Below are 13,144 nucleotides of genomic sequence, written 5' to 3'. Positions count from 1 at the left end.
CGCGCAACCACCGACCTCCAGCGCGCGATCTCCGGCCGCCAGCGCGCGCCCCCGTCGCCATCCCCCTCCGGGTCGGCGTTTTTGACCCCGGAGCGAGATGTGAGGGCATGGCGTCTGTAACCTACGACTTCGCGGACGAGACGGTGATCGTGACGGGCGGAAGCTCCGGCATCGGCCGGGAGATCGCGAGGCGGTTCGGCGAGGCGGGCGCGACGGTCGTCGTCGCGGACGTCCGCGAGGCGCCGAAGGACCTCGACGAGGCCGAGGCGACCCACGAGGTGATCCGCGAGGCGGGCGGGGAGGCCGAGTACGTCGAGACGGACGTGTCCGACCCGGACCAGATCGAGGCCGTCGTCGAGGCGGCGCGCGAGTTCGGCGGCGTCGACGTGATGGTGAACAACGCCGCCGTCCAGATCCCGGGCCGGATGTTCGATATCACGAGAGCGCAGTTCGACCGCATCCACGCGGTGAACGTCCGCGGCGTCTACTTCGGCGTTCGGGCGGCGGCGAAGGACATGCTCGACCGCGGCGAGCCGGGGCGCGTCGTCAACACGGCGTCGATCAGCTCGAACCTCGCCCAGAAGGGGCAGGTGCAGTACGACTCGACCAAGGGGGCGGTTCGGATGATCACCCGCGGCGCGGCGCTCGAACTGTCCGAGCACGGCGTCAGGGTGAACGCCGTCGCGCCCGGACAGATCGCCACCGAGTTCGCGGAGGGGTGGACCGAGGAGGCGACCGAGAAGGGCGCGACGGGGGGGCTTCTGAAACCCATCCCGCTGGGGCGGGCGGGGACGCCGGAGGACGTGGCGGGCGCGGCGCTCTTTCTCGCCAGCGACGACGCCCGGTACGTCACGGGCGAACTGCTGCACGTCGACGGCGGCTGGCAGATCTGCTGACCGTCGCGTCCCCTCGCCCCGCCGCGCTCCACCGGATCTGTGTCATCCGCCACGTTCAAGCCGTGCCGCCGAGTGCCACCGATAATGACACGCAGCGTGTGGCTGAAAGCCGACGACGCGGTCGGAGACTGGGAGACGAGGAAAAAGCGGATCACGGCCGGGCTCGAAGCGGGCGTCGACTGGGTGCTCGTCGACGAGTCGGACGTGGCCCGCGTCCGGGAACTCGGGGACGTGAAGGTCGCCGCCTTCCTGACCGACCTCGAAGCCCACGTCATGGAGGCCGAAGACGAGGGGCTGATCGACAGGGTCGACGGGGGCGCGGAGGGCGAGGAGGCGGCCGAGGCGGACGCGACGGCCGACGCGTACGTCGTCGGCAAGGGCGGCGAGGGCGACGGGACGGTCACCCTCCCCCCGGACTTCGCCGGATCGGCCGACCTGACGACCCTCCGCCGGTACGACAACCGGGCGCAGGGGGCGTACGTCCGCATTATCGACAAGGAGTACGAGTCGTTCGCGGAGGAGGCCGCCGCCGACGCCGAGTACACGATCGTGATCGGGGAGGACTGGAAGATCATCCCCCTGGAGAACCTGATCGCCCGCATCGGCGAGGAGACGGAGCTCATCGCCGGCGTGACCGACGCCGAGGAGGCGCAGACGGCGTTCGAGACGCTCGAACTCGGCGCCGACGGCGTCCTGCTCGACGCGGACGACCCCGACGAGATCCGCCGGACCGTCGAGGTGCGCGACGCGACCGAGCGCGAGACGCTGGAACTCCGGTGGGCGGAGGTCACGGCCGTCGACCGGACGGGGATGGCGGACCGCGTCTGCGTCGACACCGGCTCGCTCATGGAGCACGACGAGGGGATGCTCGTCGGCAGCATGGGTCGCGGCCTGTTTTTCGTCCACGCGGAGACCGCCGAGTCGCCCTACGTCGCCTCCCGCCCGTTCCGCGTCAACGCGGGGGCCGTCCACGCGTACGTCCGGACGCCCGGCGGGGGGACGAAGTACCTCTCGGAGCTGAAAAGCGGCGACGAGGTGCAGATCGTCGACACGGAGGGGCGGACCCGCGAGGCGATCGTCGGCCGGGTGAAGATCGAAAAGCGCCCCATGTTCCGGATCCAGGCGCGCGTCGAGACCGACGACGACGAGGATCGGGTCGAGACGCTGCTCCAGAACGCGGAGACGATCAAAGTCGCCACCAGCGAGGGCCGGAAGGCGGTGACTGACCTCGAAGCGGGCGACGAAGTGCTCGTCTACTACGAGGACACCGCGCGGCACTTCGGCGAGGCGGTCGAAGAGAGCATCATCGAGAAGTGAGCTGACCGCCCCTCGGTCCCCGTCCGAGGGAGTGTCGCCGTTACTTGATCGGGCGCGACGAAGTCGGCGCGCCCGGTTCCTCTCTCGTCACTCAACATCCCTCTCTCGTCACTGAACCCGACCCCCCCCCCTCTACCGCCACGTAACCCGGCCGCGCCCGCTTCGCACCTCGTCGGCTACTTCGTCGCGTCGGCGTCCGTTCCGTCCGTTCCGTCCGTCGGCTCGACCGCGCGGTCGAGGCGCTCGGTGCACCAGTGACAGAAATCGAGGTCGGCGTCGACCTCCCGGCCGCAGTGCGGACAGGCGTGGCCGTCGTCGTCGCCGCGTCCTCCCCTGTTCCCGCGGCGACCGACGTAGTACGCGTCGAAGATGCTCAAAGACAGCAGGAGGAAGATCGGCCCGATCACGGTCATCGGCAGGTCGTCCGCCGTGATCGACATCGGGTCGGTGGCGAGCACCTCGGGATCGACGAACGCGACCATGAGCAGGATGCTCGCGCCCAGCACGAACAGGAACCAGGCGATCGCCCGCCGCCACTCCCGGAGGTAGACGTGACCGAACCCCGCGATGCCGGCGAGCGCGCCGAGGGTGCCCAGGAGCGCGGCGATCACGGCCCGCCGTCGTGTGTCTGCCATGTCTTACGCCGTGTTAGTCGCCACAGTGTTTAACATTCGGGATTGTCCGCCGCGACGGGCGATCCTCCGCGGGCGCGCCTCGGCGAGGCCGATCACGACAGCCGCTCGACGAGCGAGGCTAGCGTGTCGAGGTCATACTGCCCGGGCGCGGTCGCCTTCGCCGGATCGACCGGCGCGTAGCCGATCTTCGAGCCGTACACCGGCGCGACGGCCCGCGTGTGCCGGCCGGCCTCGCCCATCGCCATCGTCGCCACCCGCTCGCCGGCCGCCGTCGCGCCGTGCGTCGCGGACAGGAGCGCGAGCGCGTCGGCCCGTCCGGCGGCCGTGACCGCGAGCTTACCCACGTCGCCCTCCGCGGCCGCCGCGGAGAGAAGGTCCCGCAGGTCCGCCTCGGGGGGCGTCGACTCGAAGTCGTGGACGGAGACGACGACCGCGGCGCCGCGGTCGCGGGCGTGCGCGCGGAGGTCGGCCGCGCGGCCGGAGTCGACGGAGGGCGCTTCGGACCGCGGGACGGCGTCGGCGCGGAAGCAGGCGAGTTCCACGTCGATCGCCGCGACCGCGTCGAACTCCGCGGCTCGAAAGAGCGCGGCGAGCCGCCCGTCGGGCGACGCCTCGCCGCCCTCCCAGCGGGCGCGGTTCGTCGCGATGATCGGCAGGTCGCCGTCGTAGTCGGCGAGCGAGCCGAGGGGGTCGGCCGCGAGGTCCATCCGGAACTCGATCGCGTCGGCGCGCTCGCGCGCGGCGGGCTCCTCGCCGAGGTCCGCCGCACTGGCGGCGAGCACGAACGAGTCGAAGTCCAGATCCATACGTCGACCCCCGCGCCGGGGACGCAAAGGGTTGTCCCCCGTGGCAGCGTTAGCCGCCGGATCCGGCCGGCGAGTCGCCGTCGATTGGCGACGTACCGTCGACCGCCGAGCCGTCGTCGACCGGCGAACCGTGGTCGGCCGCCGAGTCCCCGTCGACGGGGACGTACTCGACGACGTACCGCGAGCCGCGATCGTCCGTCGGCGTCGCCCTCTCGCTCACCGACTCGACGGCGTACAGCCGGATCCGCCGCTCCTGCTTCGTGACGACCGGAAAGTCGTAGTGGACCGCTTCGTACGAAGGCCGCTCCTCGCACCCGGCGACGAACGTCCGGTGCCGGTCCAGCCGCGCCGCGATCCGCTCCCGCGAGCGCCGGGGGAGGTCGGAGAGTCGCTCGTCGAACGCCGCGATCAGGTCGGCGTCCAGTTCGTGCCCCAGCGAGTTGCGCCCCGCGAGCATCGCGGCGAGCGCCGTCGTTCCGGTGCCGGCGAACGGGTCGAGCACCGTGTCGCCGTACAGCGAGTACATCCGGATCAGCCGCAGGGGGAGTTCGAGCGGGAACGCGCCCGACCGCTCTCGGTCCGTCGAGTCGGACAGCGACTGTCCCTCGCCCTGCAGCTCCCAGAGGTCGGAGAACCACTCGTTGCGCTCCTCCCAGAAGAACGCGCTCTCGTACCGGGCGCGGTCGCCGGCCGGGAACGCGCGGGTTCCGCCCTTCCGGAAGATCAGGACGTACTCGTGTTCGAGGGTGACGTAGGCGCTGGGCGGGAGCATCCCCGAACCCATGAACTTCGTGAGCCGGTTGGTCGGCTTCCGCCAGAGCACGTCCGGAAGCGGCCGCAGGCCGCGCTCCGTGAGGGCGTCGACGATCCGGGCGTGGTTGGGGAACTGCCGGAAGCCGCCGCCGACGGAGCGCGTGGCGTCGCCGACGTTCACGCAGACGATGCCGCCCGGGACGAGCGCGCGGACCACCTCGTCCCACACTGCGTCGAGCTGGGCGTGCATCCGCTCGAAGGCCGCCTCGGCGTCGCCGCGTTCGAGCGCCGCCCCGATCGAGGGGTCGCGCGACGCGAACAGGTCGTCCCACATCTCGATCATCGGATAGGGCGGCGACGTGACGACCAGCTCGACCGACTCGTCGGCGACGGCGCTCATCTCGGCCGCGTCGCCGACGCGGAGGGCGTGTTCCGTCTGCATCACCGGCCTCTGCGCACGCCTGCGACTAGTGTCTTTGGCTCGCGGGTCGCCCTCGGCTCGCCCACGGCTCGCGGTCGGCTCGTCGGTCGACCGAAGCGTTCTTTCGCGAACGGCGTGTGGTCCCCGCGTGGGACGAACGCCGATGGCGGTTCGAGTCGACTGGCGCGCGAGCCTCAGCACGGTCGGGACCATCCAGAAGTGGAGCGCCGGCCCGCTCCTTTTGCCCCTCCTCGTCGCGGTCGCCGACCGCGAGGACGTCGCCCCGTTCGCGGCCGCGATCGCCGTCGCCGTCGCGCTCGGCGGCCTGCTGGAGCGCCTCGACCCCGACCCCGACCTCGGCGGACGGGAGGCGTTCCTCATGGTGTCTCTCACCTGGCTGTCGCTCGCGCTCGTCGGCGCGGTGCCGTTCGTCCTCGCCGGCAACGGCGTGCTCGCGCACCCGGTGAACGCGCTGTTCGAGAGCATGAGCGGGGTGACGACCACCGGCGCGACCGTCGTCGTCGACTTCGGGGCGCACTCCCGGGCGATCATGCTGTGGCGGTCGCTGCTGCAGTGGCTCGGCGGGCTCTCGATCCTCGTCCTCGCGATCGCCGTCCTCAGCACGCTCTCGTACGGCGGCGCGCAGCTCATGGAGACGGAGACGCAGACGCGGGACCTCCACAAGCTCACCCCGCGGATCGCCGAAACCGCCGCCCTCCTCGGAAAGCTCTACCTCGGGCTGACGCTCCTCGCCGTCGGCGCCCTCTACGGGCTTCGGCTCGCCGGGCTCGCCCCCGAGATGACGCTGTACGACGCGGTCGCACACGCCTTCACCGCCGTCTCGACGAGCGGCTACTCGCCGCGGGCGGACAGCATCGCCGCGTTCTCGCCCGCGGTTCAGTGGGCGACGGTCCCGCTCATGGCGGTCGGTGCGGTCAACTTCGTCCTCCTGTACCAGGTCACGCGCGGGGAGTTCTCGCGCCTCCGGCGGAACGAGGAGTTACACTTCTATCTGGGGTACTGGTCTTCTTCACGCTCGTCGTCGCGGCCCTTCTCGTCGCGGATCCGGCGCAGGGAGACCTGACGGCGGAGGAGGTCCTCCGGCACTCGCTGTTTCAGGTGACGTCGATCGTGACCACCACGGGGTACGCGAGCGCGGACTTCGACGCGTGGTCGCCGGCGGCCAAGAACGTCCTCTTTCTGTGTATGTTCACCGGCGGGATGGCCGGCAGCACGACCTGCTCCATCAAGGCGCTCCGCTGGCTCGTCGTCCTCAAGGCGTTCCGCCGGACGCTCTTCACGACGGTTCACCCGCGCGCGGTTCGGCCGGTCAGGCTGAGCGGCGAGGTCGTCGACGAGGACGCCGTGAATCAGATCTACGGGTACACGCTGCTTAGCATCGTGATCTTCTTCCTCGCGACGGTGTTCATCGTCGCCGACGGCGCGCGGGCCGGGCTGTCGCTCACCGAGTTCGAGGCGATGAGCGCCGCGGCGGCGACGTTTCTCAACATCGGGCCGGCGTTCGGGATCGCCGGCCCGTTCGCCGGGTTCACGGACTTTCCGACGAGCACCAAGCTGGCGATGACGTTCCTCATGTGGATCGGCCGCATCGAGATCATCCCCGTGCTGGTGCTGCTCACGCGCACGTACTGGACCTCGTAAAACGGAACCGAGGACCCGAATCCCGAGCCGAGCCGGAGCGGGGACGAAGCGATCCCCGAAAGTCGCGTCGCTCTCTGCCCGCTCAGGCCACGCCGAGGCTCTCTTCCGCTTCGAGCAGTTCGTGGTACCGGTTGCGGATGGTAACCTCGCTGATGTCGGCGACCTCGCTCACCGCGGCCTGCGTGGTCTTCTCGTTCGTCAGGAGGGCGGCCGCGTACACGGCGGCGGCCGCCAGCCCCACCGGGCTCTTCCCGCTGTGGACGCCCTTCTCCTTCGCGTTCTTCAGCAGCTGGCGGGCGCGGTGTTCGGCCTCGTCCGACAGGCCGAGCGAGGAGGCGAACCGCGGGACGTACTGCTCGGGGTCGGCGGGCTTGACTTCGAGCGAGAGCTCCCGGACGACGTACCGGTAGGTCCGGGCGACCTCGCTCTTCTCGACGCGGGAGACGTCGGTGATCTCGTCGAGGCTGCGCGGGACGCCCGCCATCCGGGCGGCGGCGTACACGCAGGCGGTGGCGACGCCCTCGATCGAGCGCCCCGGCAGGAGACCGTCGTTGAGCGCGCGGCGGTAGATCACCGAGGCGGTCTCGCGGACGTTGTCGGGGAGGCCGAGCGCGGAGGCCATGCGGTCGATCTCGCCGAGCGCCTGCTTGAGGTTGCGCTCCTTGGAGTCGCGCGTGCGGAACCGCTCGTTCCACTTGCGCAGCCGCTGCATCTTCTGGCGCTGCCGCGAGCCGAGGGAGTTGCCGTAGGCGTCCTTGTTCCGCCAGTCGATGTTGGTCGACAGGCCCTTGTCGTGCATCGTGTTCGTCGTGGGCGCGCCGACCCGGGACTTCTGGTCCTTCTCGGCGGCGTCGAACGCGCGCCACTCGGGACCGCGGTCGACCGAATCCTCCTCGACGACGAGGCCGCAGTCGGCGCAGATCGTCTCGCCGCGGCCCTCGTCGGCGATGACGTGTCCCCCGCATTCGGGACACTGAAGCGCCTCGCCGCGCGTGGACTCTCGTTCGTTCGTTCGCGTCTGTGTGTGCGTCTTTTCACTCATAGATGGGACGGCCGGTGCTGCCGGGGGCGAATGCCCTGAAAAAACCGGAAGCGTTCCTTGGGCGAAAGAGGGTCGAAAGGTATTTAAATCGTTTGGTGTCTTGCGCGCGTTCCGTCGAATCGAGCGCCGAAACGACGTTCTTTGGTTTTGAATAGCAAACGCTAAAAATACGAGCGATGGCGGAGCGTATTTGTCCTCGGAGCACCGTCACAACGGTGTGACCGACGGACTCCGGATCGTCTCGCTCGCTCCGAGCGCGACCGCGACCATCTCGGCGATGGGGGCGGCGGACGCGCTCGTCGGCGTGACGACCCACTGCGAGGCGGATCGACCGATCGTCGGCGGCTGGCTCAACCCCGACTACGACCGGGTGGCCGACCTCGATCCCGATCTCGTCTGCACCTGCGACGCGCTCCAGGCGGAGATTCGCGACGAACTCCGCGGGCGGGGCTATCGGGTCCACCACGCGGAGCCGGCGACGCTCGACGACGTGCTGTCGTCGTTCGCCGACCTGGGGCGGGCGATCGGCCGCCCCGACGCGGGCGAGCGCCTCGCGGCCGGCGCGCGCGAGCGGCTCGATCGGGTGGGAGAGCGGGTCGCCGGTCGGCCGCGACCGACCGTGTACTGCGAGGAGTGGTCCGACCCGCCCATGGCGGCGGGCAACTGGGTCCCCGACGCCGCGGTCGCCGCGGGCGGCTCCTACCCGTTCGTCGAGCCCGGCGCGCGCTCGCGCGAGGTGAGCGCCGCCGAGGTCGAGGCCGAAGCGCCTGACTACGTCGTCCTGCACGTCTGCGGCCGCGGCGATCGGGTGGATCCGTCGGTCGTCGCAGAGCGCGACTGGAACGTCGACGCCGAGATCCACGTCCTCGACAACGCGCTCCTCAACCAGCCGAGCCCGAACCTGATCCAGGGGATCGAGGCGCTCGCCGACGCCCTCCACGGGGGAATTCCGACAGAGCGATAGGCCGTCGGCCGGGACGACCGGGTATGCGAATCGGCGTCGGCAGCGGGAATCCGGTGAAGCGACGGGCCGTCGAGGCGGTCGTCGACGGCGACGCGACGGTCGAGTCCGTCCCGGTCGAATCGGGCGTGAGCGAACAGCCCGTCGGCCACGCCGAGACTGTCGCGGGCGCGGAGAACCGGGCGCGGCGGGTCCTCGACGCCGGCGGGTACGACTACGGCGTCGGCGTCGAAGGGGGCGTCGCGACGTTCGACGGGGCGGAGGGGCTGTACCTCGTGATGTGGGCCGCCGTCACCGACGGCGAGCGGACGGGGCGGGGGGCCGGCCCCGGCCTCGAACTCCCCCGATCGATCGCCGACCGGATCCGCGCCGGCGAGGAGCTCGGACCGGTAATGGACGACGTGCTCGGGACGGACGACGTGGCGAAAAAGCAGGGCGCGGCGGGCGCGCTCACCGCCGGCCGGATCGACCGGGAGGCGGCGCTCTCGGCGGCGGCCGCCGGGGCGTTCGGGCCGTTCGTGACCGACCTGTACGGCTGAGTTCGAACTCTGTCTCGGTCGACCTCTCCCTCGGTCGAACTCTACCCCGTCCCCGACCGCGTTCGACTCACTCCTCCACCACGACGCCGTCATCTTTCGCGTTCGGCGCGCCGACGACGAACACCTCGCCGGCCTCGACGGCCGTCAGCTGTCGCTCCGCCTCCGGCGGGACGACGACGATCTCGCCGGGGCCGATCTCGAACGTCTCGTCGTCGACCGCCATCTCGAACCGGCCGGAGAGGACGTGGTACAGCTCCTCCTGCTCGCGCTGGTAGTGTCGGTTGTTCGACTCGCCGGCCTCGAACGCCCAGACGCTCGGACGCATCCGCTCGGGGCGGAGCTCGTATCCGACCGCCTTCAGCGACGGTTCGACGCCGTCGATCTCTCGGCTCTCCAGGTCGTCGAGGTTTGCGCGGGAGTACACACCGCGTGATTCGCTGACGTCGATAAAAAGGTGATCGCCGCGTCAGTCCTGCGTCGGCTCCGCGGTCTCGCGCACGTCGCGGCTCTCCTCGACCGCCTCGGTGAGAGACACGTTCAGCGCGCCCATCGATCCGACGCCGCCGAGGACCGTCACGACGTTCTTCACCGCGTGATCGAGCACCGCCGCGCCGATCGCGACCGCGGGATCGATCGTGGTGAGCGCCACGACGAGCACCGTGAACGCGGCCTCGTACAGGCCGATCCCGCCCGGCGACAGGGGCAGAACCTTGGCCAGGTTGCCGACGCTGACGGCGAAGAAGCTCACCGCGAGCAGCGTCACGACCGGCAGCCGCACGCCGAGCGCGAGGAGGACGGCGACCGCGGTGAACACGTCGAGCGTCCAGATCAGGAGGCTGCTGACCCCGACGCGGGTGAACGCCTCGCGGGTCCCCGCCGCGCGCTGGAGGTCGCCGACGAACCGCTCGATGACGCCCGCGACGTAGTCTGCGTACGAGTCCGAGCTGATGCGCCGGATCGCCGGCCGGACGTAGCTCCGGTCGGAGCGGGCGCTGGCGACGATGGCGACGACGGCGCCGATGGCGGCGAACCCGACGCCGGCGGCGACGTAGGCGGCGATGCGCCCTGCGCGCCGCTCGACGTCGCCCACGGAACCGCTCCCGGTGATGCCCGCGATGAGGTCGGGGAGGCCGCCCGTCGCGGCGATGCCGACGAGGACGGCCCCCGCGAGCGCCACGAGCGACAGCAGGTCGAACACGCGCTCGGCGGCGAGCGACGCGAAGCCGGACGGGTAGGGGATGCCCCGGCGGGCCTTCACCACGTACGCCCGCACGGCGTCGCCGGCGCGGGCCGGGAAGACGAGGTTGCCGGTCTGACTGATGAAGATCGCCCCGGTGAGGAAGCCGACCTTCTCGCGGAAGCCCAGCTCCCCGAGAATGTCGCGGTAGCGGACGCCGCGGATGGGCCACGAGATCACGTAGACGGCCGCCGCGAGGAGGATCAGGGCCGGGTTGGCCCGCGCCATCTCGTCGAGGACGGCCCGCGGATCGAGGTAGACGCTCATGAGCGCCAGCGCCACGAGCGTCATGAGGAGTCCCGCGGCCGCGGTCACCTGCGGGGTGATTCGCGGCTGGACCGACAGCTGCCACCACGTCCGACCGATCTGGCTGCCCATCCCGAGCACGTCGCGCACGAGGTCGACCTTCGTGTCGCCCTTCGGCGTCCAATCGACGGGGAATTCCGCGACGCGCAGGCCCTCGCGCTGGGCGCGCACGAGCAGCTCCGTGTCCCAGAACCAGTGGTTGTCCTCGATGTCGTCCCGGAGGCGATCGAACGCGTCGCGGCTCACGGCCTTGAACCCGCACTGGTGGTCGCGGAGGTCGGAGCGCAGGAACACCCGGACGAGCCCGTTGTACGCCCGGCTGGGGACGCTGCGCTTCGGCGGTCGGTCAGCCTCGCGGCCGGGCATCCAGCGCGAACCCGTGGCCACGTCGTACTCGCCCGACCGGACGCGCTCGACGAGCTCCTCCAGGTGCTTCATGTCGGTCGCCAGGTCCGTGTCGAAGTAGACGAGCGTGTCGCCGCGGGCGGCGTCGAACGCGCGTTCGAGCGCGCCCCCGCGGCCCAGCCGCTCGTCGCTGTGGAAGTGCCGGACGCGGGGATCCCGCTCCGCGAGCCGATCCGCGATCTCGGGGGTCCGGTCGTCGCAGCCGTCCTCGGCGACGATGACCTCGTACGCTCCCTCCGGGAGGAAGTCGCCGAGCGCCGAGAGCGTCGTCCGGACCGTCCGCTCTATCGTTCGCTCCTCGTTGTAGGCAGGGAGGACGACGCTCACGTCGACCCGCGACGCGTCGGCGACGCCCTCCGCAGCCGGGCTGCTCATAACGCATCGGTCCGGGAGGCAGACGTAAGAAGATTCTGACCGAGAGCTGGCACGTTAGCCCCCGAGGAACGCGCTTCGGGCGGTTGCGGCGAGATAACACCCGGCGCTAGGCGCGCGTACTGGCGGACCGATCGGCTGTTAGGCGACCGTACCCAACGCGGGCGTCGGGGGGACGGGGGAACCACCCGATTCGCGAGAAATCGCAAGACTCCGGTGTGTTAACCGCTCGTACCAAATCCCATATTAGCCGAACCTACCACTACTGAGGTATGAGCGCGACCGCGACCGCATCCGCGGCGACCGACCTGACGGAGAAACAAGAGCGCATCCTGCGGTACCTCCGCGAGAACGCGGAGACGCGGACGTACTTCAAATCCAGACTCATCGCCGAGGACCTCGGGCTGACCGCCAAGGAGGTCGGCGCGAACATGCGCGCCATCCTCAACGGCGACTTCGAAATCACCGTCGAGAAGTGGGGATACTCCTCCGGGACGACCTGGAAGGTCAGCGTGTGAACCAGCGCCCGAGCGGCGGTCCGCCGACGAGGCGGCGGATCGCTGTTCGGGACGCCGCCGATCGAACCCCCCGACTGACGCTCGACGGCCCTCCGCTCACGGATCGAACCGGATGAACCGATCCGCCTCCGCGGCGAACGAGACCGCGTCGGAGCCGAACGAGTCGGCGTACCGGATCAAGAGCGTGATGACCGACTCGGGAGAGACGACCGCGTAGCCGTCCTCCCTGCTGAGGAGCCCCGCGTCCTCCAGTTCCTTCGCGTAGGTGCTCACCGTCGCCCGCGACACGTCGAGCGCCGCGGCGAGGTCGCTCCCGGTCGCGTCCGGGTCGCGCAGGAGCAGGATGAGCATCCCCCGCGGGGTGTTCCGCCGGAGGTAGCCGAGCGCGACCTGTTCGAACTCGGAAAAGCGGTTCGACGGGAAGAAGCGCCGGTAGTCGCCGTCGCGCCGCGACTCGATCGCGCCGTCCGAGAGCAGCCGCCGGAGGTGGTGCTGCGTCTCGCCGGTGCCGAGTTTGAGGTCGTCGCGGAGCTTCGAGAAGTGCGCGCCCGGCGTCGTCGCGAGGTAGCCCAGAATGGCGTCGCGGACGTCGCTCCCCTCGCGCGAACCGTCGCCGTCGCCGAACCCCACGAACGGGGTCGCGGCGCCCAGCGCGGCGAACCGCCGGAGCGTCGCCCGCTTGTCCTCGTCGACTCCCTCGGGCATCTGCTTCGGGTTACGCGACCCGGGAAAGAAAAGGCTTCGCTATTCCAGCTCTTTTTCCGTCTCCTCGCCGTCGGCGTCCGCGCTCGATCCGCCCGGACGCCCGCCGGAGGCGGTCGAACGCGAACCGTCGCCGGGGGCGGTCGTCTCGGCGGTCTCGGCCTCTTCGAGCACCTCCTCGGCGCTCTTTATGTCCACGCCCTCGCCGGCCTTGACCGCCTGCGCCTCCTGTTCGAGCTTCTCGACGTCCATCTCCGCCGCCTCGTCGATTTCGCCGAGGATCTCCTCGATGTTGTCGAGCCCGAGCATCTCGCGCGTCTCCTCGTCGAAGCCCCGGCTTTCGAGCCCTTCGATATCCTGCACGTCGCTTCCAGAGAGCTGCCTGCCGTAGCGGCCCACCAGCGAGGTGAGTTCCTGCGGCAGGACGAACGTGGTGGAGTCGCCCTCGCCGATGCTCTGGAGCGTCTCCATCCCCTTTTCGATGATCGCGCGCTCGCCCATCGATTCGGCGGATTTCGCGCGCAGCACGGTCGAGATGGCGTCGCCCTGCGCTTCGAGGATCTGGCTCTGTT

General features: G+C 70.5%; 12 protein-coding genes and 2 pseudogenes. 6 read left to right on the top strand and 8 right to left on the bottom strand.

Annotated elements, in window-relative coordinates; translation table 11 throughout:
* Nucleotides 1-107 precede the first annotated feature (107 nt).
* Together CNO20_RS11210 and CNO20_RS11205 are read left to right on the top strand one after the other, a co-directional pair.
* Nucleotides 108-896 (top strand): SDR family NAD(P)-dependent oxidoreductase, encoded by a 789-nt coding sequence (locus tag CNO20_RS11210; RefSeq protein ID WP_101296223.1) that lies wholly within the window; start codon nt 108-110, stop codon nt 894-896.
* Nucleotides 897-980: 84 nt separating this feature from the next.
* Nucleotides 981-2,213, top strand: coding sequence for a 3-dehydroquinate synthase II (locus tag CNO20_RS11205; protein ID WP_101296222.1), 1,233 nt, complete (start codon nt 981-983; stop codon nt 2,211-2,213).
* Nucleotides 2,214-2,389: 176 nt separating this feature from the next.
* Here the strand turns inward: CNO20_RS11205 and CNO20_RS11200 are convergent, their stop codons facing one another.
* The 3 genes from CNO20_RS11200 to CNO20_RS11190 form a co-directional block, all read right to left on the bottom strand.
* The gene (locus tag CNO20_RS11200; RefSeq protein ID WP_101296221.1) at nt 2,390-2,848 is read right to left on the bottom strand and encodes a zinc ribbon domain-containing protein; all 459 of its coding nucleotides are present in this window, start codon (nt 2,846-2,848) and stop codon (nt 2,390-2,392) included.
* A gap of 92 nt (nt 2,849-2,940) precedes the next feature.
* Nucleotides 2,941-3,654, bottom strand: a complete 714-nt coding sequence (locus CNO20_RS11195) for a type I 3-dehydroquinate dehydratase (RefSeq protein ID WP_101296220.1) — start codon at nt 3,652-3,654, stop codon at nt 2,941-2,943.
* Between the two features lie 49 nt (nt 3,655-3,703).
* Nucleotides 3,704-4,849 carry a DNA-methyltransferase gene (locus CNO20_RS11190; RefSeq protein ID WP_101296219.1) on the bottom strand — a complete coding sequence of 382 codons (1,146 nt, stop codon included), beginning with the start codon at nt 4,847-4,849 and terminating at the stop codon, nt 3,704-3,706.
* A 142-nt stretch (nt 4,850-4,991) separates the two neighbouring features.
* On the opposite strand from CNO20_RS11190, the pseudogene CNO20_RS24360 reads away from it, so the two are divergent.
* A pseudogene (locus CNO20_RS24360) lies at nt 4,992-6,490 on the top strand (TrkH family potassium uptake protein).
* Between the two features lie 82 nt (nt 6,491-6,572).
* On the opposite strand, the gene CNO20_RS11180 reads toward CNO20_RS24360, so the two are convergent.
* Entirely contained in the window at nt 6,573-7,532 is a 960-nt protein-coding gene (locus CNO20_RS11180) for a transcription initiation factor IIB (protein WP_101296218.1), read from the bottom strand.
* A 217-nt stretch (nt 7,533-7,749) separates the two neighbouring features.
* Between CNO20_RS11180 and CNO20_RS11175 the strand changes: the two genes are divergently transcribed.
* Together CNO20_RS11175 and yjjX are read left to right on the top strand one after the other, a co-directional pair.
* Nucleotides 7,750-8,496, top strand: coding sequence for a cobalamin-binding protein (locus CNO20_RS11175; RefSeq protein ID WP_101296217.1), 747 nt, complete (start codon nt 7,750-7,752; stop codon nt 8,494-8,496).
* 23 nt (nt 8,497-8,519) lie between these two features.
* Nucleotides 8,520-9,032: an inosine/xanthosine triphosphatase gene (yjjX, locus tag CNO20_RS11170; RefSeq protein WP_101296216.1), complete on the top strand. Its 513-nt coding sequence runs from the start codon at nt 8,520-8,522 to the stop codon at nt 9,030-9,032.
* 67 nt (nt 9,033-9,099) lie between these two features.
* On the opposite strand, the gene CNO20_RS11165 is transcribed toward yjjX, so the two are convergent.
* Together CNO20_RS11165 and CNO20_RS11160 are read right to left on the bottom strand one after the other, a co-directional pair.
* Nucleotides 9,100-9,456 (bottom strand): cupin domain-containing protein, encoded by a 357-nt coding sequence (locus CNO20_RS11165; RefSeq protein WP_101296215.1) that lies wholly within the window; start codon nt 9,454-9,456, stop codon nt 9,100-9,102.
* Nucleotides 9,457-9,498: 42 nt separating this feature from the next.
* Entirely contained in the window at nt 9,499-11,355 is a 1,857-nt protein-coding gene (locus tag CNO20_RS11160; RefSeq protein ID WP_101296214.1) for a flippase-like domain-containing protein, read from the bottom strand.
* Nucleotides 11,356-11,624: 269 nt separating this feature from the next.
* On the opposite strand from CNO20_RS11160, the gene CNO20_RS11155 reads away from it, so the two are divergent.
* Nucleotides 11,625-11,870 (top strand): DUF7123 family protein, encoded by a 246-nt coding sequence (locus tag CNO20_RS11155; RefSeq protein WP_101296213.1) that lies wholly within the window; start codon nt 11,625-11,627, stop codon nt 11,868-11,870.
* 96 nt (nt 11,871-11,966) lie between these two features.
* Here CNO20_RS11155 and CNO20_RS11150 read toward each other — a convergent pair whose 3' ends face one another.
* A complete protein-coding gene (locus CNO20_RS11150) occupies nt 11,967-12,575 on the bottom strand; it encodes a winged helix-turn-helix transcriptional regulator (RefSeq protein ID WP_101296212.1) in 609 nt (202 codons plus the stop codon).
* Nucleotides 12,576-12,614: 39 nt separating this feature from the next.
* A pseudogene (locus tag CNO20_RS11145) lies at nt 12,615-13,144 on the bottom strand (SPFH domain-containing protein); the annotation flags it as partial.

Source organism: Halegenticoccus soli (assembly GCF_002844195.1).
In the GTDB taxonomy this organism is placed as follows: domain Archaea; phylum Halobacteriota; class Halobacteria; order Halobacteriales; family Haloferacaceae; genus Halegenticoccus; species Halegenticoccus soli.
Note: the sequence above shows the minus strand (reverse complement) of the source record. Positions and strands in the feature narration are given on the sequence as shown.